Raw genomic sequence first — 22,498 nt, forward strand, 5'->3', positions numbered from 1 at the left:
TAGGACAATGGACACACCTGTAACCATACCGAACACAGAAGTTAAGCATTAGTCCGCTGATGGTACTTGGTTGGCAATGACCTGGGAGAGTAAGTTATCGCCAGTTAAAAGGTCTATTGATGCAAGTTAACCTTTGTCAATAGACTTTTTATTTTAAATACTCCTTTTAAAATTAGTAAAATATTTTGCTTTAATTATTCCACAATGAGTTATCTCATTACATATTAAAGGTAAAAAAATCTTCCTTATTGGAAGATTTTTTTATTGGGAAAATTTATATAGTATGGGAATCTTTGAAGGAATTATAAATAATCTGCCTAGCTATAAAAGTTAATGATATTGAATTATTTTTAGGGTAAACTATAGGTAGGTGATATTATGAAAAGTAAAGTAACAAAAGTTTTTAAAATTTTATTTATTATTGCAGCAATTTTAATTCTTCTTGCAATAATTTTATTTGTAGGTTTGCAAATTTGTTTTTCTCCAACACCAGATTCAAAGAGAAATAATTCTGTCCATGGTGTCAAGGTAAATGTTCAGGTGTCCAATGATGAGAGGAAACCAATTGTAAGAACCTTCGAGAGAGAGAAATTTGAAAATCTTTCTGAAAAAGAAATAGTGAAATTAAGAGATACGATTGGTGGAAGGGTAGAAGGTGACATCCCTTGTATACATTTAAATGAAGACAATAAGATTTATTTTACTTTTGAAGAAGAAGGAGAAATCTATGAGCCAGAAATACCAAGAATAAAAATATTTTTCTATTCATCTCCTTTTGATGACAATCAAAAGCAAAGAGTTATAGAAGGCGAGTTAGATAGGCTTGAAGATGGCAGGTATTATTTTGAAACTAAGAGATACAGCACTCAGTTTGAAAAATATTTTATGGAATACTTAAGGATTGAAATTTACTACACAATTGATGGTGTGGACTATGTTTCTAATTTTGGGACCATGCAAGACAATGCCAATGAGGGCACAGACTTCTTTGATAACGAAACTTTAGAAAATCCAATCCCACCAGAAGAATAAGACAAAAAGATCTTCCTTATTGGAAGATTTTTTTATTGGAAATTTTTATTTTTTACCAATTGTTAAAAGGGTAATAATAAATTAGGTGATATTATGAAAAGTAAAGTCGCAAAAGTTTTTGCTATCCTGATTCTTCTTGTAATAATTTTATTTGTAGGTCTACATATTTATCGTTCCCCAAAGCCAGAAGCAAAAAGAAATAATTCTGTTCATGGGGTCAAGGTAAATATAAAGGTGTCTGATGATGAAAGGACACCAATTATTAGAACCTTTGAGAGAGAAAAATTTGAAAGTTTGCCTGAACAAAAAGTCATGAGGCTAAGAGATACAATTGCTGGAGCCGTAGAAGGAGACATACCTTCAATACATTTAAATAAGGATAATAAATTTTATGTAGAGTTCATAAATAAGGGAAAAGTTTATGAGCCTGAAATTCCAAAAATTAAAATCTTTGCCGACTCTTATTATAATGACAAAACAAGGGAGACGGTCATAGAGGACGAGCTAGATAGGCTTGACGACGGCAGGTATTTTTATGAGACTAAAAGATATAATACTCAGTTTGAAAAATACTTTATGGAATACTTAAGGGTTGAAATTTATTACACTATTGATGGTGTGGACTATGTTTCTACTTTCGGGACTTTCCAAGATAATGCCAATGACGGCACAGACTTTTTTGATAATGAGAAATTAGACACGCCAATACCACCAGAAGAATAGGGTAAAAAAAGGCCTCAGCAGTGATGTTTAACCATCAAAGCTGAGGAATTTTTCTTTTTTATAGAAATTTAAGTTTGTTATTATTTTAAGTTGAATAAAACTACTTCCCTTGCAACCAAGGATTTTTTTATGTCGATTATCCTTTGGTTTGATGAGCCGCGAAATCTTAGTTTTAAATCCTTTAGGGCTTCTACAAATCTTCCGTCTACAAGGACGTCACATTCTTTTAAGAGATTTTTTTTATCTTCGTTCTTTAAGATTTCTTCATAAGTATAACCAGAGAAGATCCAAATTTCCTTTTGGACTTCTTTTTTTATGTCACGAAGGACTTTTAAGAGGTCCACTTCATTTTGAAAGGGCTCACCGCCAAGTAGCGTAAGCCCCTTTACTTCATCTAGTTTTAAATAGTCAACGACTTCTCTTGTTTCCTTGTCAGTCCAAGGCTCGCCAAAGTTAAAGTCTTGGTATTCTTTGTTAAAACAGTTGTGACAATTGTGAGTGCAACCTGTGACAAAGATAGTGGTCCTAATGCCAGGTCCATTTGCCACATCATACTTTCTTATTTGTGCATAATTCATTAGATGTGTAGCACCCTTGCGTTGATTTCTTTTGTACGGCCTTCGTTCCAGAAGTTTTCGCCAAGGTAGCCACAAGTACGCCTTACAACGCTAAGAGTTGACCTATCAGTGTTGTGACATTGTGGACATTCCCACTGTCCTTCATCGTTAAGTTTTATTTCTCCATCAAAGCCACATTCTGAGCAGTAGTCTGATTTTGTGTTGAACTCTGCGTATTGAATGTTGTCGTAAATAAATCTTACTATTGTTTCAAGTGCCTCTAAGTTGTGACCCATATTTGGTATTTCAACATAGGAGATGCAGCCACCAGTTGACTTGTCTTGGAATTTTGCTTCGAAAGCAAATTTTTCGAAGGCAGAAATTTCTTCACGAACATCAACATGGAAGGAGTTGATGTAGTAACCCTTGTCAGTTACATTTTCGATAATGCCAAATCTTTCCTTGTCAATGTTGGCAAATCTTTGTGTAAGTGATTCTGCAGGTGTTGCATAAAGTGTGAACTTAATTCCATATTCCGCAGTCCATCTTTTTACTGCATCGTTTAGGGCATCCATAATTCTCATGGCAAAGGCATAGCCCTTCTTGTCAGTGTGACTTACGCCCTTAGTTAAGATTGTTGCTTCATAGATTCCAATGTAGCCAAGGGAAACTGTGGAGTAACCATTGAGTAGTAGTGGTGCAATGGACTGGTGCTTGCCAAGTCTTGCTATGGCACCATGTTGCCAGTGAATTGGAGATGAGTCGCTAGATACTTTCTTCAAGTGTTCGTAGCGAAGAAGTCCAACTCTCTTCACTAAGTCTAATCTCTTTTCTAAGATTTCAAAGAATTTTTCTTCGTCTCCACCAGCTAAGATTCCAATTTGAGGTAGGTTAATGGAGCAAGCGCCCATGTTAAATCTTCCTTCAAACTTGTAGTTGCCCTTTTCGTCTTTGTATGGAGGAAGGAAGGCACGACAGCCCATTGGAGAGAAGACATTGCCTTCGTAGTTGGCACGCATTTTCTTTGCAGAGATGTAGTCTGGGTACATTCTCTTTGCAGTACATCTAATGGCAAGGGAAGTCAAATAATAATACTTGGAATCCTTGTTGATGTTATTTTCATCAAGAACATAAATTAATTTAGGGAAGGCTGGAGTTACATATACGCCTGCATCATTTTTTATGCCTTGAATTCTTTGCTTCAAAATTTCTTCGATAATCATGGCAACTTCGTCAACATATTGGTCATTGTCTTCAAGCCACATGAAAAGTGTAACGAAAGGTGCTTGACCATTGGAAGTCATGAGAGTGTTTATTTGATATTGAATTGTTTGAATTCCGCTTTCAAGATCCTTTCTAGTCATTTTGTCTGCCATTTTTTCAGCAAGTTCTATGTCGCCCAAAGTATCTAGGGCAAGATTTAAATTCTTTTCGTAGGATCTTCTTAAGTATTTGCCGAGACAAGAGATATTAATACTTTGTCCGCCGTATTGGTTTGATGCAATTTGTGCAATAATTTGTGTCATAACATTGCAGGCAACTTGGAAGGATTTTGGAGTTTCGATCATCTTTCCATTGACAACAGTTCCATTGTCAAGCATGTCCTTCATGTTGACTAGACAGCAGTTAAAAATAGGTTGGATAAAATAATCCATGTCGTGAATGTGAATAGCACCTGATTCATGTGCCTCAACTAAATCTGCAGGGATCATTTTTCTCTTGGCAATGTCCTTTGACACTTCGCCTGCTATTAAATCTCTTTGAGTAGAGGCGATGATGGCATTTTTGTTTGAGTTTTCGTCCATTAAGTCTTCATTAGTTTCATTTAAAAGACCTAGTATGCCCTCATCAGTAGTATTTTGTTCACGCTTATATTGTTGAACTGACTTGTAAGATTCGTAGGCTCTGGCAGTGGCAGGATTGTCATTTTGAATTAAACGGTAATAAACTTCGCTCTCTATGTCGTAAATTGAAAGAGGAAGTTCCTTATTATTTGCAAGGGCTTCAATTTCCTTGGCAATTTCTAGTGCCTGGTTTTCTACATATACACCAGAACTTGAGTGCATGGCTTTTTCTATGGCGATTACGATTTTTTCTCTATCGAAATCAACTTTTTTGCCATTTCTTTTAATAACTTGTGGCATTTTTACCCATCCTTTCTAAATAAATTTTATTTTTAATACTTTTTTAGATAGATATAATTATACTACATGTAGTGTTTAATTTCCATCAAAAAAACAATATATTGTGCTTTCTCTTAAATTTTACAAAAAGATAAATATTTTGCAAGAAACTAAATTTTTTTAATCCTTTAGTAGTAATTGGAAAATATTTTTTCCATAAACTCTACAAAAGATTTATTTTGCTTTTCAAATGAACTTTAGAGCTTTAAATGATAGAATATATTTAAGAGAAAATTTAAAAGGAGAATATTATGAAAAAATTTTTATTGTTATTGACTTTATTTTTATCAATTTTACTGCCACAGGGAGCTTTTGCAATTTCAGCTTCTCCCAACAATGATTCTTATATGAAGATTATTGACCCGGGTAATGAAGAGAGGACCCTACCCTTCTCAACCTACAACATCAATGACTACAATTACTTTAAACTTCGCACACTGGCAAATTATATGAATCACACAGTGAAGAAGTTTGATGTTAAATATGATGAAAGTAAGGACGCAGTATTTATTAGTACTGGAAAAAAATATGCTGACTATGACGCTCTAGAAATCGTAAAGAAAATTTATGGAGATAAGGAAGCCTATGAAACAAGGCAAAAAATATTTATTGACGGCAAGGAAATAAAAATTGCCGGATACAATATTGATGGCAACAATTATTTTAAGCTTCACGACTTAGCCGCCGCCCTTGATTTTATGGTGGACTATGACAATAAAGACAAGTGTGTAATTATTAACCCTAATCTTTCTAGTAGCGAAAAGGTAAAAACTACAAGTGAATCCGCTCCAAAAACCGAAGAAAATGAGGCTCTTTCTGGAGATATTTTAGGAGCGGAAAATTCTTTTTGCTACATTCCTGCCAGCGGAAGCCCAAGGAAGTTAAATGTAATGCCGGGTTATGTGGCAGAGATAAAAAACTCTAAAATTACTAGCTTTAAGGAATGTGGAGATTCTATCAACCTTCCAAAGGACACTGCTCTTATTTACATGAACTATATTGTTTTAAAAAATAAAAGCCTTGGCATTGATGGCAATGATGTAAGCATGAGTCAGTCCTATTTAAATAACTGGTTTAAGAAAAATATTTTTATACCTTATGTAAGGGCAAAAAAATTAAGCGGCCTCAGTAATGTTTACGAAATAAAATACATGGAGCTTGTAAATCTTGATAAAAAATATGAAAATGTCTCTTATATTTTTAATGCCCCAATAGAAGAAAGATATGAAATAAGCTTTGGAGATAATCCAGACCTTAAAAATTTCATAGCAGATAAAAATCAAGTCTATGGTCTTGCGAAAAAAGGAAAAAACATTGGATACAACTGGTGGTATATGAGCTCTCCAAAGACTTACAATGAAAAAATTGAGCACATGATAAATTATGCCCTAAGCGTTCAAGGTTTCTCCTATGACCTATACGACTGCTCAGGCCTAGTTGGTGCTGCAGCTGATGTTGCTGGTTTTGACCTTGCGCCTGCCTACTCTTGGCTAATTGAAGGAAGCCCTTCTGTCAAAGAAATTCCAATGAAGGACTTGAGGAGAGGAGACCTTTTAAACAAGGCTGGCTCACACATAATGATATACCTTGGCGACGGAAAGGTAGTTGAGTCTGTGCCACAGACTGGCGTTCGCGTTGCTCCTGTTAGGAAGACTGGCTACAAGGCACTTAGAATTTTAGATATATGATAAAGAGGGCTCGCCCCTCTTTTTTTTATGATAGAATATAAGAGAGAAAAATTTTAAAAATATGAGCTTACGAGGTTACTATGTTAAAAATATTTACTGACGTATTAGATCCATTTTTGTGGGGACTATTTCCCCTTCTTAGAAAATTTGAGAGAAAATATAAAAATTTCAACTACGAATTTGTCATGGGAGGACTAATTGGAAATTATGAAGAATTTCTACCTAAAAATTTTAGGGAGAAGAATTCCCTAGACCTGGGCAATAAAATTTTGTACGACATGTATAGGGCGACGGCGACTATAACAAAGATGCCAGGCTTTAAATCTGTGCCTGACCTTTTTACAGAAGACTACAAGTCCTCCTATCCACTGGATAAATATTTTCTAGCCTTTAAGGCAATTGACGAGGAAAATTCATCTGCCTATATGAGAAAAATTTTGCAAGAGGCAATAATTTTTGGAAAAAATATTTATGACTTAGAGGTGGAAAGGGAAATTTTAAAAAGTTTCCATGTGGACTTTGATGAATTTGTATTTAATTATGAAAACAGCCAGGATATTTTTCTAGCCAACAGAATGGAAGCCTTTGACTACAGAATAAAAAAGCTGCCAGGATTTTTGATTACAGAAAATAATCGCGTCCTTCAAAATATTATGGACTTTGGAAGAATTGAGGAATTTTTCTTGGAAAACTTGGACCTAGAGGAGAGAGAGGAAAATTTATCTCAGGAAGAAAAAATTTTGGACTATATAAGGACCTACGACTTGGTTTTAAAAGATGAAATAAAAATAGTTTTTGGCGAGAAAAATAAATTAGAGGAATTGATAAAAGACGGAAAAGTGAAAATTGAAGAATTAAATGAATTTAAAATCTTAAAAATAAATTAAAAAATTTTTAAGTGAGTAAAATTTTTAGGGAAATAATTAGCCAAGGTGTTTGCCTTGGCTTTTTTAGTGAGAAATTTTTATTTTTCGTGAACTTTTTTGCAAGTTATATGTGCAATATCAAGATAGTAAACAAGGGCATTATCAAAACTTCTTTCCATAACAGCATCAACTTCTGAAAGAGATGGATAATATTTTGCGGCAAGTTCTCTCAACTTTTTTGCAGCAAGGTCTCGGTCTTCTATGATTTCGATTTTGCCAAAGATCACAACGCTTTTAAGGTAATAGGACCAGCCATTGTCTGAAAGCTCCTCATCGCCATAGGTTACAAAGGAGGCTTTGTTGTTATTTTTTATGCAGTCCACCTTGTAGCCTGTCTTGGCTCCGTGAAAGTATAGTTTATTTTCTTCTTCATCATAAAAATAATTTATGGGGAGGGAATAGGGATAGCCCTCCTCTCCATTAAGGGAGATGACTCCTCTTTTATTTTTTATAAGTAATTTTTTGCCTTCATCAAGGGGAAGCTCTTGCTTTATTCTTCTCATTTGTCTAAACATTTTGCACCTCTTTTTTATAATTATAGCAAATACTTTTGCAAATATAAATTGACATTAAAATCGTGCTATAATGGGGTCATGAATAATTTATACAATGTTTTTAAAAATATAAAATTTTCTAGTGAAGAAGAAATTGAAGAAAAAATTTACGAAGATGAGAGCCTAAAAATTATTAGGACTATGTCCCTTGATCAAGTCACAGGTTTTTATGACCAAGATGAACTTGAAATTGTAATTTTGCTTGGAGGGAAGGCACAAATAGAATACGAAGACGGAAGGAGACTTGACTTAGAAGAAGGAGACACCCTGGTAATAATACCCCACGAGGTCCACAGGGTTTCTTGGCAAGAAATGGCAGTCTGGCTCTGTATTTTTAAAAAGTAGGACTTTATTGGAAAGTGGGAAAAATTTCTAAATTTATAAAAATTTGTTAATTTGTAAATTGATGAAGATACCTGCTCCCGTCTTTAGGTTTGTCTATCGACTTGATTGTGCCCTTTTGGGTGAATATTTAATTTAAAATGTTTATATTACCATCATCCTTCATATGACTCTACTTAAAAATTTATACCATCTTTCTCCAATAAAGTTTAAGTAATAAACTCACTAAAATTAGAAAACTGCCAGTTATTACAAGTGTATAAAAAACAACCATATTAAAATAACTAGCTAAAATAGAAGCTACAAAAATACCAAGTGCTATCTTCCCTATTAAATTAGAACCTGATTTTAGTTTTATAAAATTTTTTCTTTCATCATGTTCATCAATGTACAATCTTCTTAGCATTTTATCGTCTTTTAAAGCTTTTCTAATTTTAAACACCCAGAAAACACAAATTATTTCTATTCCTAATGTTAAGCCATTAATAAATCCTAATGCTGAATCGTTGAGCCTAGCCTGATCCTTTAATAAAAAATTTCCTACTCCCCAAAATATAAGCGCAAAACTTATATAAGATTTATATAACCTTTCCCTTTTTTTCAATACTTCATGATAATTTTCTAAATTCATTAGTCCTCCTCCTCTAGGTCAAATACATCTTCAATTTTTAAGTTAAAATATTTAGCTATCTTGTAGGCTAATGGCAAAGACGCTATGTATTTTTCGGTTTCTATAGATGTAATAGTTTGCCTTGTAACTCCAACAATATCAGCAAGTTCAGCTTGGGATAATTTCTTTTCTTTTCTTAATTCAGGTATCCTTGTCTTCAATTAACCACCTTCTTTAAATAATACATAAATTACTTTTCTCTATAAGTATAGTTTGCTTTGCATTTATTGTCAAGTTAACTTTGCACAAATGATAAAAATTAAAAATACAATCAATCCCCTGTCAAAATAATCTGATTCACTTGTATCATTGCCACAGCTGATTGACCTATCAAGATCCATGATTGTAGCAATAACTCCCTCTATCTTTTAGTTATTCATTTTATAATTTTTTTTCAAAACTATATAAGAAAATTTAAAGATATAATTATGTTTTATAAAAACTAGCTCTTAATACAATAAATATTTTCTACTAATTTTAATCCCTTAAAATATTTTTTTCCATTCTATAACAAATGTATATCATTCCTAAAATTGAAGGCGTTAATATAATAAACAAACCAATAAGGAAATCATATAGATTAAAGACTTCTCCTAGTATCATTGTAATCAATGTAGTAGCTATACCTATAATTCCTAACTTTATACTAGATCTATACCAATAGGCATTTCCATTTATCCAATTGGATTCACTTTTAACCAGCCTTGGAAGAGCATAATGGGACAAGCCTTGATACTTATATGAAGATAATCTTTATCTTCCTCTTCTAAATTCTTCTCTAATTTTCTTTGGTGGATATGGTTTTGGATGTTTTAAAAGATTATAATTAACGATTATAATTAAAACATATATGCCTAAAAATACTAAATATAAATAATTGCCCATAAAACACCTCCTATAAATAGTATTTAATTAGTTTAACTGTAAAATTTATTATATTATAAATAAACCAATAAGTCACTTTAGCTTATTATATATTTGTGCTTGCCTTAGTATCTATTGATATAGTTTTGATTTTTTATGTTTCCCACTTAAAACGGTTAAAAATCCTTTTATTTCCATTGCACACGCACTTGCTCCTAGATGAATTGTTGGTATTTGTTTTATGCCTTGCCTTTTAAAACTACTATTGTCTACTATTTTTTCTTTCTGACTGTTTCTGCAGACAGATGAGCTTTTTATTATTATTCTTAGTGTTTCTTTAAATTTTTGTATTTTTGCTTCTTATAGTATTTTTTTATTTCTGCATCTGCTAGTTTTTCTGTTACATTCTTTCCATATTTTGTTCTTCCAAATAAAAAAGACGATAAAATATCATCTACCCGTCTTTAGTTTTGTCTCTCGACTTATATGTGCCCTTTTGGGTGAATATTTAATTTAAAATGTTTATATTACCAGCTCCTAAAATTTTAATTATTTATGATATAATATTAATATATTTACTGGAAGGGCAATAATATATGAACATATATATCGACGAATCAGGAACAATTAATAATCAGTTTAAAAACGAATACTTCATTATCACTTTAATTATTCCAGATAATTCTAATACTCTAAAAAGATCCTATAAACGTTTTGTATCCTCTAATCTTAAAGAACTTAAAAGAATAGACAATAGACAAAAAATGTTTTTAAATGGAACATTCCATGAGCTAAAAGGTTCTGCTTTTGATAAACCCATGAAACAAGAATTTATAAACTTCTTTGCCAGAAAAAACAACTTCAGTCTTTTCTATATAAAAGTTGATAATTCAAGGCTAAAAGATACTTTTTGTTCAAATACATCTAGAGTTTTCAATTACCTATTAAAAATATCAATGGATTACTTCATAAGAAATAATTACATACCAAGTGAGAATCATATTTTACAACTTGATGAAAGGAATGAAAGAACAGAATCCAGATTCTTTCTTGAGGACTATTTAAACACTGAACTTTGCATAACGGGGATTAATCAAGGAAATTTTGAAGTTTCATATTTTGACTCTGCTAATAATTCAAATATTCAAATTGCTGATGTTTTTTCAAACATCTTGTATTCTCATCTTAAAACAGGTAATTATGCAGATGAGCTTGATACTTTAAGAGACAATGGTATCTTGAAATATATTTTTGAATTTCCCCTATAAAACTTGACTTTTATCTGTTTTTAAAGTATCATAATTATACCAACAGTAAGTCTTATTCAGTTGCCATTATCTAGGTAAGCGATATGTGTTATCGTCACTCATAAGCAATTGGTATACATATTAGCCACCTATAGGGTGGCTTTTTTAATTATAAGAGTCCATCCAACCAGGGGTATTCTAAGCACAAAAATAGGGAAGAGCAAAAACTCTTCCCTAAATTTTTCTTTATAATCTTATTTCTTTATATTCTTATTTATTTCTCAAAAATTCGTCAATTGATTTTGCTGCATTTTTTCCTGCGCCCATGGCAAGGATTACTGTGGCAGAGCCTGTTACTGCATCGCCGCCGGCAAAGATTTCCTTACGAGATGTTTGTGATTCTTCATTTACAATTATGCCGCCCCATTTTTCTATGTCAAGATTTTTTGTAGTTGAAGAAATTAGTGGGTTTGGATTTGTTCCAAGAGCCATGATAACTGTTTGGAATTTTTCTTCATATTCGCTGCCTTTTATTGGCACTGGTCTTCTTCTTCCAGATGAATCAGGTTCTCCAAGTTCATTTCTCACACATTTAAGGGACTTAACCCAGCCTTCATCATCTCCAAGAATTTCCACTGGAGCAGTTAGCATTTCAAATTTAATGCCTTCTTCCTTGGCATGATGAACTTCTTCAGCTCTTGCTGGCAGTTCCTTTTCAGTTCTTCTATAGACAATGGAGACATCGGCGCCAAGTCTCTTGGCAACTCTTGCAGCATCCATAGCCACATTACCGCCGCCAACTACGGCAACTTTTGCTCCAACATTAACTGGCGTGTCGTATTCCTCGTCAAAGGACCTCATTAAATTATTTCTTGTCAAAAATTCATTGGCAGAGTAAACTCCATTTAAGTTTTCTCCAGGTATGTTCATAAATTTAGGAAGACCTGCGCCAGAGCCGATAAAGACTGCTTGGTAGCCTTCTTTTATTATGTCGTCAATAGTCATAGTTCTGCCGATGACAAAGTTGTTTTCGATTTTTACGCCGAGATTTTTAATGTTTTCTACTTCGTATTCTACAACTTCATCTGGAAGTCTAAATTCTGGTATGCCGTAAATTAAAACTCCGCCAGATTGTTGAAGGGCTTCAAAAATTGTCACATCGTAGCCCATTTTTGCAAGTTCACCTGCACAAGTAAGTCCTGCAGGGCCTGCTCCCACAACGGCAACTTTTTTGTTTACCTTTCTTATTTCGCCAACTTCTTTTATTTGGTGGCGTCTTGCATAATCTGCTGCAAATCTTTCAAGCTTGCCTATGGAAACAGAGTCGCCACGATTTAAAAGGACGCATCTCTCTTCGCATTGGGTTTCTTGTGGACAAACTCTTCCACAAACTGCAGGAAGAGATGTGTAAAGGGAAAGAACCTTATAAGCTTGTTTGAAATTTCCATTGGCAATTTCCTTTATAAAGCCAGGTATGTCAACGGAGACAGGGCAGCCACCAACGCAGCCAGGCTTTTTGCAGTTAAGACATCTGCTTGCTTCTTCAACTGCTTCTTCTGCTGTGTAGCCAAGGCAAACTTCCTTAAAGTTTTTGTTTCTCTCATCAGGAGCTTGCTCAGCAATTGGCACGCGCTTAAATCTATCTTCAGCTTTAGTTATTACAAGTTCATCTTTTTCTTGATCATGAAGACTTTCTGCCAAGTGGTCAGACACTGCGAGATCCATTGTGCAGTGGTGGTCGGCTATTGCATAAGTCTTTTTGTTGTCAATATATTGTCTTTGCCTTTTCATTGCAGAATCAAAGTCAACTAAGTGGCCGTCAAATTCTGGTCCATCAACGCAGGCAAATTTAGTTTTGCCGCCAATGCTTACACGACAAGCTCCACACATGCCAGTTCCATCAACCATTATTGGGTTAAGGGAAACTGTTGTTGGAAGCTCATATTTTTTTGTAGTTAAACAAACAAACTTCATCATAATCATAGGTCCAATGGAAACCACATGATCGTATTTTTTATTTTCATTTTCAATTAGATCTGCGATTTTATCAGTAACTAGGCCCTTAAAACCGTAAGAACCATCATCTGTTGCTATGTATAAATTGTCGCAGACAGATTTTAATTCATCTTCTAGGATTACAAATTCCTTGGACTTTGCTCCAATGATAATGTCGCAGTGAAGTCCATGGTCCTTAAAAAATTTTGCTTGAGGATAAACTGGTGCAGTTCCAACGCCACCAGCAACGAATAGGTATTTTTTGTCCTTTAAAGATTCAAGGTCCATGTCGCAAAAATCAGATGCGTGACCAAGAGGTCCAACAAAATCTTTAAAGCTTTCTCCTTCTTCAAAGGCTGCAATTTTTTTTGTAGATTCTCCAGAAGCTTGAACAACAATTTGTACACTGCCTCTTTCTACATTGTAATCAGAAATTGTGAGAGGAATTCTCTCGGAATATTTGTCTGCTATTAAAATAATAAATTGACCTGGCTTTGCAGAAGCTGCAATTTTAGGTGCATATATGTCAAATAAATAAATATTTGGCGCAAGTTCTTTTTTTCTTAAAATTTTTGGCAAAATAATCACACTCCAAGGATATTATAGCATAAGGGCAAATTCAGAGGGGGAGAAATTTAAAATGCTGGGATAATTTATTTAAAAGCCTACTTTTTCCCAGCAAAAGACAAAAAATATTTACTAAAGTAAAATTTTAAAGTATATTATATCTAAGGTGATTGAAATGAGAAAATTTTCAAAAGAAATAAAAAAAGTCGTGATAAAAGTTGGTTCATCATCTATTACTCACGACAATGGAAAAATAAATTTACAAAAAATCGACGAGCTTTGCTTTGAAATTGCAAACTTAAAAAACAAGGGCATGGAAGTAATTTTAGTTTCTTCTGGTGCCATAGCAGCAGGTCGTGCAAAATTAAATTTAGAGGAAAGACCAAAGGAGACTTCAGAAAAACAAGCGGCAGCAGCCGTTGGTCAAGTTGCCCTTACAAATATTTACGACAGGTCACTTATTTCCTATGGATACAACTCTGCTCAAATACTTCTCACAAGGCAAATTGAAAAAGATGACGAGATGAGAGAGAATGCCAAGAACACCTTTGAAAAGCTTCAGGGCATGAACGCCATTCCAATAATAAATGAAAACGACACAATTTCCACTTACGAAATAAAATTTGGCGATAACGACACACTTTCTGCAGTGATTGCCAGAATGGTGGAGGCAGATCTACTTATAATGCTGACAGACATTGAGGGGCTTTATACTGACGACCCTAGAAAAAATAAGGATGCCAAGATAATACACCAGGTTGACGACATAAATAGTGTGGAAGGTATGGCAAAGGAAACTGAGTCCAAGCTTGGCACAGGTGGCATGCAGACGAAAATCAAGGCAGCTAAGCTTGCCATAGAAAAAAACATTGAAGTTGTAATCGCCTCTGGCGAAAGCATGAAGACAATTAGAGATATAGTTAAAGGAGAAGAAATTGGAACCTATTTTAAGTGTTAAAGAACTTGGAAAAATTGCAAAGGAAGCTTCCTACAAGTTAAAAAAATTAAATACAGCTGAAAAAAATAAGATGCTTGCCTCCATTAAGGAGTCGCTCTTATCTGAAAGAAAAAAGATTTTAGATGCAAATGAAATTGACATAAAAAAGGGCAGAGAAAATAATATGCCTGAAGGCTTAATTGATAGACTGCTTTTAAATGAGGGAAGAATCGAAGCCATGGCAAAGTCCATTGATGAAGTTATAGACTTTAAGGACCCAGTGGGCAGGGTTTTGTCCATGGAAGAAAATTATGCAGGACTTTTAATAGGAAAGAAAACTGTTCCCATGGGAGTCATTGCCATAATTTATGAGTCAAGACCAAATGTAACTCTTGATGCAGCAATCTTGTCCCTAAAGGCATCTTCTGCCATAATCCTTCGCGGCGGCAAGGAATCAATAAATTCAAACATTGCCATAGCAGATGCCATTAGGCTGGGCATAAAAAATGCTGGCTACGACGAAAATTTTGTGCAAATTGTTAAAGACACATCGAGAGAATCTTCTAAGGAACTTATGCAATTAAAGGGCTATGTAGATTTGCTCCTTCCAAGAGGTTCAGCGTCACTTATTAATTCTGTTGTGGAAAATGCCAAGGTGCCTGTAATTGAAACTGGAGTGGGCAACTGCCACATCTATGTTGACCAAGATGCGGACCTAGAAAATGCCATAAAGATTATTGAAAATGCCAAGACTCAAAGAATTGGCGTCTGCAATGCCATGGAATCCCTTGTGGTAAATGAAAATCTAGAAGACAAGTTTTATGACTTGTTAAATGAAGTGGTGGAAAAATATAAGATTAAAGTTCACGCTGACGAAAAATCTCTTCCTAAATTTAAAAAGGCTCTTCCTGCCACAGAAGATGACTTTGGTCGCGAATATCTTGACTACGAATTTTCTGTCAAGACAGTAAAAGATGTTGACCAGGCAATAGACCACATCACAAGATATTCTACGGGACACTCTGAAGCAATCCTGACAAAATCCTATGAGAGAGCCATGAAATTTTTAGAGGGCGTTGACTCAGCCTGCGTCTATGTAAATGCATCCACGAGATTTACAGATGGCGGAGAATTTGGCAAGGGTGCAGAGCTTGGCATCTCAACGCAAAAGCTTCACGCAAGGGGACCTGTTGGCTTAGATGAACTTGTAAGCTACAAGTATATAATTTTTGGTCACGGCGAATTTAGAAAATAAAAATTTTAATAGAAATAAATTAAATATTAATTGAAAGCATAATAGAGTAGATCTTTTCTCATCTACTCTATTTTTTTATGCAGAGAAAAAATTTTGCCATTACTGTCAAAAACATGAAGAATTTTATTAATTTTAAGGCTTTGAAATTTATTTAAGAAAAATTTACAAACTTTCACCATTCTTTCACACTCTGTAAAATATTTTACATGAAATTTACAATAGCCATCTTTCAAATTTACAAAGGCTTTTTATAATAGCCTTGAAATTAAAAATTATATTTGAAAGGAAGATAATAATGGAAATTAAAAAAATTGGTAAAGTTGGAATGATTCTTGCCTTAGCAGCATCTCTTGTTGCTTGTGGAGGAAACAAGAAGGAAGAGGCAGCAGCAAATGCTCCTAAAGAAAATGCAGCAAAACAAGAAGAAAAGGGATCTAACGCAGCTGATCTTGGAACTATTAATGTTATTTCAAGAGAACAAGGGTCAGGTACAAGATCTGCCTTCACTGAACTTACTGGCGTTCTTACAAAAGACGGCGACAAAGAAGTCGACAACACTTATGCTGAAGCAGCAGTTCAATCTTCTACTGATGCAGTTCTTACAACTGTTGAAAATGACAAGGCATCTATTGGTTATATCTCTCTAGGATCTTTAAACGAAACTGTTAAGGCAGTAAAAGTTGAAGGCGTTGAAGCTACTCCTGAAAACATCAAATCTGGCGACTACAAACTTGCAAGACCATTTAACGTTGCTTACAAGGCTGATGTAGATGCAAAGGCAAAAGATTTAATCACATTCATCATGTCTGACGAAGGACAAAAGATTTGTGAAGAAGAAGGTTATGTTGGAGATGCAACTGGTGCAGCTTACGAAGCAACTGACAATGATGCACATATTACAATTGCTGGTTCAACTTCAGTTTCTCCTCTAATGGAAAAACTTGCTGAAGCTTACAAGGCTAAAAACCCTAAGGTTCAAATCGACATTCAATCTAACGGTTCTTCTGCTGGTATGACTGCAGCTATGGAAGGAACAGCACAGCTTGGTATGGCATCAAGAGAACTTAAAGACGAAGAAAAGAAAGCTCTTGAATTTACAGTAATCGCAAGAGATGGTATCGCAGTAATCGTAAATAATGAAAATGGCTGCGAAGACTTAACAATGGATCAATTAAAACAAATCTTCACTGGTGAATTAACTGACTGGGCTGAAGCTAGCAAATAATAGTAAATAAATAGGTATAGGAATGAATAAAATGGAAGATACTAATAAAAAAGTACTCCATAAAGAAAACCAAAGAAAAGCATTTACTAAGGAAGAAGTATTTAAATATTTCTTCCTAATTTGCTCTATACTGTCAATCTTCTTTTTGTTGTTGATATGTGTATTTATCTTCAAAGACTCCTTTGGTTTTATTGGAAAAATTGGAGTAAAAAACTTTGTCCTTAACGACGCTTGGACACCTATGAATGTGCCACCCTCTTATGGGATCCTACCAATGATAATTGGATCTGTCTTAATCACTGCTATGTCATGTATTGCAGCAGTGCCAGTTTCAATAATGGTAGCTTGTTATTTGGCCTTTGATTGTCCAAAAAACATTTATAAAATTTTAAAACCTGCCCTAAATCTTATGACAGGCATACCTTCAATTGTATATGGCTTCTTTGCCTTAACAGTTATTGTGCCTATTAACAGGTCAATTTTTGGAGGCACAGGTATGAATATGCTTTCTGCAGCAATACTTCTTCTCATCATGGTTTTGCCAACAATAATTTCTATGGCAGAAGCATCTCTTAGAACTGTCCCACAATCTTTTTACCAAGGTTCACTTTCCCTTGGTGCAACTCACGATGAAACAATTACAAGGGTAATGGTACCTGCTGCAAAGTCAGGTATTTTTGCTGGAATAATTTTGGGAGTAGGCCGTGCAATTGGTGAGACAATGGCAGTAATATTAGTTGCAGGAAATCAAACGAGATTAACTTTTAATCCTTTAAAGGGAATTAGAACTATGACTACAAACATTGTACTTGAAATGGCTTATGCAGCTGGAGAACACAGACAAGCTCTTATAGCAACTGCAGCAGTCCTATTTATTTTCATTCTTCTAATTAATATTGGATTTTTTATAGTAAAGAGTAGGAGCGAAAACAATGGTTAAATATATTACAATAGGCGTATTATTATTTTTTGTCGCTCTAGTATTGGGACTTCACTTTATAAAGGGACTATCCTTTTATAGAATTACAACAAGACTTTTTTCAGCCATGACCTTTGCAGTCCTTGTATTTATTGTAGCCTTTGTTGTTTTTAAGGGAGCCCTATCCTTTAGACCTGACATGCTTTCCCTACACTACACAACAGAAAATGTGTCCATGGGACCTGCAATAATTACAACCCTTCTTACAGTTGTCCTTGCAATTTTATTTGCATCACCAATTGGAATTTTCACAGCCATATTCTTAGTTGAATACACAGATGTTGAAAACAAACTTGTAAAGGCAATAAGACTTGCAACAGAAACCCTTGCCGGTATTCCATCAATTGTTTATGGGCTATTTGGTATGTTATTCTTTGGCTTAAAATTAAAAATGGGTTTCTCTGTAATTTCTGGTGTTTTAACTGTTTCTATTATGATTCTTCCAATTATAATGAGAGCGACAGAAGAAGCCCTAAAGTCAGTTCACCCATCAATTAGACAAGGTTCCTTTGCACTAGGAGCAGGCAAGCTTAGAACAATTTTTAAGGTTGTACTTCCAGTTGCGATTCCAGGAATTTTATCTGGAATAATTTTATCAGTTGGTCGTGTAGTTGGCGAGACTGCTGCTTTAATGTACACTTTGGGAACAGCAACATCCCTTCCAGCATCACTAAAATCATCATCAAGGACCCTAGCCCTACACATGTATGTACTATCATCTGAAGGTAAGCATGTGGGCGAAGCCTATGCAACAGGCATGGTGCTTTTGATACTTGTCCTCTTGATCAACTGGTCATCAACTAAACTTGCAGACAAACTTAAGGAGGTAGAATAATGCAATCTAAGATGAATGTCAAAGATCTCGACTTATACTATGGAGATTTTAAGGCACTTCACAATATTAATTTAGACATTAGGGAAAATGAAATTCTTTCTTTTATTGGACCTTCTGGTTGTGGTAAGTCAACTTTACTAAAATGTTTAAATAGAATGAACGACCTAGTAGTAGGTTGTAGAATAGAAGGAGAAATAACTCTTGACGGCGAAGATATTTACGCCAAGAATTATGATGTAAATAAACTAAGAAAGAGAGTGGGCATGGTATTTCAACAACCAAATCCTTTCCCAATGAGTATTTATGAAAATATTGCCTATGGTCCAAAGACTCACGGCATAAAAAATAAAACAGAGCTAGATGAAATTGTTGAGTCCTCACTTAAGCAAGCTGCCATTTGGGACGAAGTAAAGGACGATTTAAAAAAGTCTGCCCTTTCAATATCAGGTGGGCAACAACAAAGACTTTGCATAGCAAGAGCCATAGCAGTAAATCCTGAAGTAATTTTAATGGACGAACCAACATCTGCTCTTGACCCAATTTCTACAGGAAAGATTGAAGACCTTGCACAGGAATTAAAGGAACAATACACAATAGTAATGGTTACCCACAATATGCAACAAGCTTCAAGAATTTCTGACAAGACTGCCTTCTTCCTTCACGGAGTTATTGTTGAATATGGAAACACTATTGACATATTTACAAACCCAAGGGAAGAAAAGACAGAATTATATGTAACAGGAAGGTTCGGCTAATGAGAAAGAAATTTGACGAAGAATTAAGACACTTAAACAACTTACTTTTAGAGATGGCTATGCTAAATGAAAGTGCAATAAAAAAGGCTATCTCCCTATTAGATGAAAAAGACGAAAAAACAGCTGAAGAAGTTTCAAATTATGAAGAGAGGACAGATGTCTACGAAGGCATTATCCAAAAGCAATGCTTAAAAATTTTCGTTGAGCAACAACCAGCAGCAGGAGATTTAAGAAGAGTGTCCTCTGCACTTAAAATGATCACTGACATGGAAAGAATTGGCGACAACGCAAGAGACATAGCAGACATTTGCATGATATTACCTGATGACTACGACACTTCTAGATTTCCTCTCATAAAACAAATGGCGGAAGCCACAATTCTTCTCTTAAACAAGTCAATTGACTCCTTTGTAAATTTAGACATGGACTCTGCAGAAAAAATTGATGACGATGATGATGTCATAGATAATTATTTTGTGATGATAAGAGACCAATTAATTGATATAATTAAATCAGATTTTGATCCTGCAGCTGCCATTGATTTTATCATGATTGCAAAATATTTGGAGAGAATTGCAGATCACGCTGTTAATATTGCAAAGTGGGTAATGTTTTCTATAGAAGGATGATTTAATGCTAATTTATGTAGTAGAAGATGACACATCGATTTTAAAATTAATTGAATATTCACTGAGGAGCAAGGGCTACCAGGTCTATTGCTTTGAAAATGGCAAGGACTTTTTTGATAAGCTAGTGGAAAAAAAACCAGACTTTGTCCTCCTTGACATAATGCTTCCAGACATTGATGGAACAGAAATTTTGACTAAGATAAAGGAAAAGGAAGACACAAAAAATATTTGGGTCATGATGATTACAGCAAAGACTTCTGAATATGACATAATTTCTGCCCTAGATGGTGGTGCTGATGATTATATCAAAAAACCTTTTTCTGTAATGGAACTTTTGTCAAGAGTTGGTGCCATAGCAAGGCGTGCTAGCACAAGTGAAAAGGACAGAAATATTTTAGAATTTGGCGGCATTGTCATGAACAATTTAAAGAGAATTGTAACAATTGATGGCGAAGAAGTGGACTTTACCTTTAAAGAATATGAACTTCTAAAATATTTAATTTTAAATAAGGAGATAGTCATCTCTCGTGAAAAACTCCTAACTTACATTTGGGGTTACGATTATGAAGGCGAAACAAGAACTGTGGACATGCACATAAAACTTCTTCGCGACAAATTAAAGGACAAGAGAAATTATATAAAGACAATTAGAGGCGTGGGCTATATGCTTTCTACGAAAGATTGATATGAAAAGAAGATTTTTTAGATACCTCATGGGCATATCCCTTCTCACACTTTTTCTTTCGACTATTGCCTCCATGTTCATCTATTACTCTGTCTATGTGGACAGATCCAACAAAGACCTTTCAAATATAGTCATCGCTATGGGCGAAACTTTAAACAAAATAGATGATGACGAAAATTATTTAGATGATGTGGCAAGAAAGAAGAGGGACTTTAGGATTACTCTCATAAAAGAAGATGGCGATGTAGTTTACGATTCATCTCAAGATGCAAAGTTTCTCCCAACTCACAAGGACAGACCTGAAGTCATAAAGGCACAAAAAAATGGCTTTGCAAAAATTGAAAGATATTCCAACACCCTATCCAAGGACCTTTACTATGTAAGCTTAAGGCTTGAGGATGGAAAGGTACTTAGGGTTTCAAGGGAGATGGACAACCTCCTTGGTGCCTTCAGAAAAGTTTTTCCCATAGACATTTTAATGTCGCTACTTGTCTTTGCCATAGCCACAGTAGTTTCAAGAAGACTTACTAAAAAAACTTTTGAACCTTTAAATAATTTAAATGAAGATTTGCTTACTATTGACACAGATATGTTTCCAGAGATCAGTCCCTTTATCAACAAGATAAATAAGCAAAACATGACCATAAAGGACAATTATAGAGAGATAAGTAGAGAAAGGGATACCATTGAGACAATTTTGAAAAATATGAAAGAGTCACTAATAATAATTGATGAAAATAAAAATTTGCTCTCTGTAAATAACTCTGCAAGGGAACTTTTTAACTCCAAGAGAGATCTAATTGGAGAAAATATTTTAAACTTAATAAGAGACGAAGACCTTTTAAAGCTAATTGACGACGCCCTCATGGGTTCTTCTGTGGAATCCATTACAAATATTGGGGACAGAGAGTTTAAATTTTATGTAAATCCAGTTTTCGAGGACAAAAAAGTCAGAGGTGTAGTAATATTATTTATAGACGAGACAGAAGAAATAAGAGCCTTGAGACTTCGTGAAGAATTTTCTTCCAATGTGAGCCACGAATTAAAGACACCTCTTACATCAATTTGTGGTTTCTCAGAACTTCTTGTCAATGGAATGGTTGACGATGCCAACAAGGAAGAATTTTATAAACTTATTTATGATGATTCCAAGAGGCTCTTAAACCTCATCGAAGACATCATGAAAATATCTGGCCTTGAAAGTGAAGAGGCCTTCTCTCGTGAAGAAATAAAATTAAATGAATTAATAAAAGACATTTTAAGGGCACAGAGAAATCTAATTGACGAAAAAAATATTGATGTCAGCCTAGAAGGCCATGGACTTGTATATGAAAATAAGACCATGATGTGGGAGCTCTTTGCCAACATTATAAATAATGGTTTAAAGTACAACAAAGACGGCGGCAAGTTAGACATAAAAATTTCTGAAGATGAAAAAAATTATGAAGTTTTAATTGTTGACACAGGCATAGGCATTCCATCAAAGGACCTGGCAAGGATTTTCGAAAGATTTTACAGAGTAGACAAGTCAAGGTCAAGAAAAATTGGCGGCACAGGACTTGGACTTTCCATAGTAAAGCATGTCTTGCAGTCCATTGACGGAAAGCTTGAAATTTCATCAAAGCTTGGCATGGGAACGAGCTTCAAAGTAATTTTAAGAAAAGACAGAAGAGAAAAAAATTAAAAATATAAAGTGAAAATGTAAAATAAAATATAAAGTAGAGATGTAAAATATAAAGAGAAGAAATTAAAAAAAATTTGTTCTTGCATTTTAATAACTCCTTAAAGACTGGCTTTATGAGCCAGTTTTTTTCTTGGAATTTTAAAAATATTACGATTTTGAGAATAAT

At 34.4% G+C, this 22,498-nt stretch carries 22 protein-coding genes, 1 rRNA gene and 1 pseudogene; 16 read left to right on the top strand and 8 right to left on the bottom strand.

Annotation, left to right across the window (positions count from 1 at the left end):
* The 3 genes from rrf to WMO19_RS07940 all read left to right on the top strand — a co-directional run.
* Window positions 1–106, top strand: a 5S ribosomal RNA gene (gene rrf / locus WMO19_RS07930); the annotation flags it as partial.
* Between the two features lie 272 nt (window positions 107–378).
* The gene (locus WMO19_RS07935) at window positions 379–1,032 is read left to right on the top strand and encodes a hypothetical protein (RefSeq protein ID WP_349171225.1); all 654 of its coding nucleotides are present in this window, start codon (window positions 379–381) and stop codon (window positions 1,030–1,032) included.
* Between the two features lie 93 nt (window positions 1,033–1,125).
* The gene (locus WMO19_RS07940; protein ID WP_349171227.1) at window positions 1,126–1,755 is read left to right on the top strand and encodes a hypothetical protein; all 630 of its coding nucleotides are present in this window, start codon (window positions 1,126–1,128) and stop codon (window positions 1,753–1,755) included.
* 80 nt (window positions 1,756–1,835) lie between these two features.
* Here the strand turns inward: WMO19_RS07940 and nrdG are convergent, their stop codons facing one another.
* The gene (gene nrdG, locus WMO19_RS07945) at window positions 1,836–2,333 is read right to left on the bottom strand and encodes an anaerobic ribonucleoside-triphosphate reductase activating protein (protein WP_349171229.1); all 498 of its coding nucleotides are present in this window, start codon (window positions 2,331–2,333) and stop codon (window positions 1,836–1,838) included.
* Window positions 2,333–4,456, bottom strand: a complete 2,124-nt coding sequence (nrdD, locus tag WMO19_RS07950; protein ID WP_332087755.1) for an anaerobic ribonucleoside-triphosphate reductase — start codon at window positions 4,454–4,456, stop codon at window positions 2,333–2,335. The genes nrdG and nrdD overlap by 1 nt, the downstream gene beginning before the upstream one ends.
* A gap of 290 nt (window positions 4,457–4,746) precedes the next feature.
* Here nrdD and WMO19_RS07955 point away from each other — a divergent pair, with 290 nt between their 5' ends.
* Together WMO19_RS07955 and WMO19_RS07960 are read left to right on the top strand one after the other, a co-directional pair.
* Window positions 4,747–6,183: an NlpC/P60 family protein gene (locus WMO19_RS07955; protein ID WP_349171230.1), complete on the top strand. Its 1,437-nt coding sequence runs from the start codon at window positions 4,747–4,749 to the stop codon at window positions 6,181–6,183.
* A gap of 80 nt (window positions 6,184–6,263) precedes the next feature.
* Window positions 6,264–7,070 carry a disulfide bond formation protein DsbA gene (locus tag WMO19_RS07960; RefSeq protein ID WP_349171232.1) on the top strand — a complete coding sequence of 269 codons (807 nt, stop codon included), beginning with the start codon at window positions 6,264–6,266 and terminating at the stop codon, window positions 7,068–7,070.
* A 77-nt stretch (window positions 7,071–7,147) separates the two neighbouring features.
* Here WMO19_RS07960 and WMO19_RS07965 read toward each other — a convergent pair whose 3' ends face one another.
* The gene (locus tag WMO19_RS07965; protein ID WP_349171233.1) at window positions 7,148–7,624 is read right to left on the bottom strand and encodes a pyridoxamine 5'-phosphate oxidase family protein; all 477 of its coding nucleotides are present in this window, start codon (window positions 7,622–7,624) and stop codon (window positions 7,148–7,150) included.
* 78 nt (window positions 7,625–7,702) lie between these two features.
* Between WMO19_RS07965 and WMO19_RS07970 the strand changes: the two genes are divergently transcribed.
* The gene (locus tag WMO19_RS07970; protein ID WP_349171234.1) at window positions 7,703–8,008 is read left to right on the top strand and encodes a cupin domain-containing protein; all 306 of its coding nucleotides are present in this window, start codon (window positions 7,703–7,705) and stop codon (window positions 8,006–8,008) included.
* A 181-nt stretch (window positions 8,009–8,189) separates the two neighbouring features.
* On the opposite strand, the gene WMO19_RS07975 is transcribed toward WMO19_RS07970, so the two are convergent.
* From WMO19_RS07975 to WMO19_RS07990, 4 genes and pseudogenes are all read right to left on the bottom strand, one after another.
* Window positions 8,190–8,636 (bottom strand): hypothetical protein, encoded by a 447-nt coding sequence (locus WMO19_RS07975; protein ID WP_349171236.1) that lies wholly within the window; start codon window positions 8,634–8,636, stop codon window positions 8,190–8,192.
* Window positions 8,636–8,836, bottom strand: coding sequence for a helix-turn-helix transcriptional regulator (locus WMO19_RS07980; protein WP_349171237.1), 201 nt, complete (start codon window positions 8,834–8,836; stop codon window positions 8,636–8,638). The genes WMO19_RS07975 and WMO19_RS07980 overlap by 1 nt, the downstream gene beginning before the upstream one ends.
* Before the next feature lie 592 nt (window positions 8,837–9,428).
* Window positions 9,429–9,560: a hypothetical protein gene (locus WMO19_RS07985; RefSeq protein WP_349171239.1), complete on the bottom strand. Its 132-nt coding sequence runs from the start codon at window positions 9,558–9,560 to the stop codon at window positions 9,429–9,431.
* Window positions 9,561–9,713: 153 nt separating this feature from the next.
* A pseudogene (locus tag WMO19_RS07990) lies at window positions 9,714–9,830 on the bottom strand (MobA/MobL family protein); the annotation flags it as partial.
* A 305-nt stretch (window positions 9,831–10,135) separates the two neighbouring features.
* Here WMO19_RS07990 and WMO19_RS07995 point away from each other — a divergent pair.
* Window positions 10,136–10,807, top strand: coding sequence for a DUF3800 domain-containing protein (locus tag WMO19_RS07995; protein ID WP_332087748.1), 672 nt, complete (start codon window positions 10,136–10,138; stop codon window positions 10,805–10,807).
* A 249-nt stretch (window positions 10,808–11,056) separates the two neighbouring features.
* Here the strand turns inward: WMO19_RS07995 and WMO19_RS08000 are convergent, their stop codons facing one another.
* Window positions 11,057–13,360, bottom strand: a complete 2,304-nt coding sequence (locus WMO19_RS08000) for a bifunctional dihydroorotate dehydrogenase B NAD binding subunit/NADPH-dependent glutamate synthase (RefSeq protein ID WP_349171241.1) — start codon at window positions 13,358–13,360, stop codon at window positions 11,057–11,059.
* A gap of 163 nt (window positions 13,361–13,523) precedes the next feature.
* Here WMO19_RS08000 and proB point away from each other — a divergent pair, with 163 nt between their 5' ends.
* From proB to WMO19_RS08045, 9 genes are all read left to right on the top strand, one after another.
* On the top strand, window positions 13,524–14,306 hold the full coding sequence (gene proB, locus WMO19_RS08005; protein WP_349171243.1) for a glutamate 5-kinase: 783 nt from the start codon (window positions 13,524–13,526) through the stop codon (window positions 14,304–14,306).
* Window positions 14,284–15,540 (top strand): glutamate-5-semialdehyde dehydrogenase, encoded by a 1,257-nt coding sequence (locus WMO19_RS08010; RefSeq protein ID WP_349171245.1) that lies wholly within the window; start codon window positions 14,284–14,286, stop codon window positions 15,538–15,540. The genes proB and WMO19_RS08010 overlap by 23 nt, the downstream gene beginning before the upstream one ends.
* Before the next feature lie 295 nt (window positions 15,541–15,835).
* The gene (locus tag WMO19_RS08015; protein ID WP_349171246.1) at window positions 15,836–16,765 is read left to right on the top strand and encodes a substrate-binding domain-containing protein; all 930 of its coding nucleotides are present in this window, start codon (window positions 15,836–15,838) and stop codon (window positions 16,763–16,765) included.
* 22 nt (window positions 16,766–16,787) lie between these two features.
* Complete coding sequence (gene pstC / locus WMO19_RS08020) at window positions 16,788–17,705, top strand: phosphate ABC transporter permease subunit PstC (RefSeq protein WP_435891057.1); 918 nt, start codon at window positions 16,788–16,790, stop codon at window positions 17,703–17,705.
* Complete coding sequence (pstA, locus tag WMO19_RS08025; protein WP_019125782.1) at window positions 17,698–18,579, top strand: phosphate ABC transporter permease PstA; 882 nt, start codon at window positions 17,698–17,700, stop codon at window positions 18,577–18,579. Before pstC ends, pstA begins: the two co-directional genes overlap by 8 nt.
* Window positions 18,579–19,334 carry a phosphate ABC transporter ATP-binding protein PstB gene (gene pstB, locus WMO19_RS08030; RefSeq protein WP_019125781.1) on the top strand — a complete coding sequence of 252 codons (756 nt, stop codon included), beginning with the start codon at window positions 18,579–18,581 and terminating at the stop codon, window positions 19,332–19,334. Before pstA ends, pstB begins: the two co-directional genes overlap by 1 nt.
* On the top strand, window positions 19,334–19,963 hold the full coding sequence (gene phoU / locus WMO19_RS08035; protein ID WP_332087745.1) for a phosphate signaling complex protein PhoU: 630 nt from the start codon (window positions 19,334–19,336) through the stop codon (window positions 19,961–19,963). The genes pstB and phoU overlap by 1 nt, the downstream gene beginning before the upstream one ends.
* 4 nt (window positions 19,964–19,967) lie before the next feature.
* Window positions 19,968–20,648 (top strand): response regulator transcription factor, encoded by a 681-nt coding sequence (locus WMO19_RS08040; RefSeq protein ID WP_349171249.1) that lies wholly within the window; start codon window positions 19,968–19,970, stop codon window positions 20,646–20,648.
* 1 nt (window position 20,649) lies between these two features.
* Window positions 20,650–22,332, top strand: a complete 1,683-nt coding sequence (locus WMO19_RS08045) for a sensor histidine kinase (RefSeq protein WP_349171251.1) — start codon at window positions 20,650–20,652, stop codon at window positions 22,330–22,332.
* Window positions 22,333–22,498 lie beyond the last annotated feature (166 nt).

The sequence above is a fragment of the Peptoniphilus hominis (ex Hitch et al. 2025) genome (genome assembly GCF_040096015.1).
GTDB lineage: Bacteria > Bacillota > Clostridia > Tissierellales > Peptoniphilaceae > Peptoniphilus_A > Peptoniphilus_A hominis.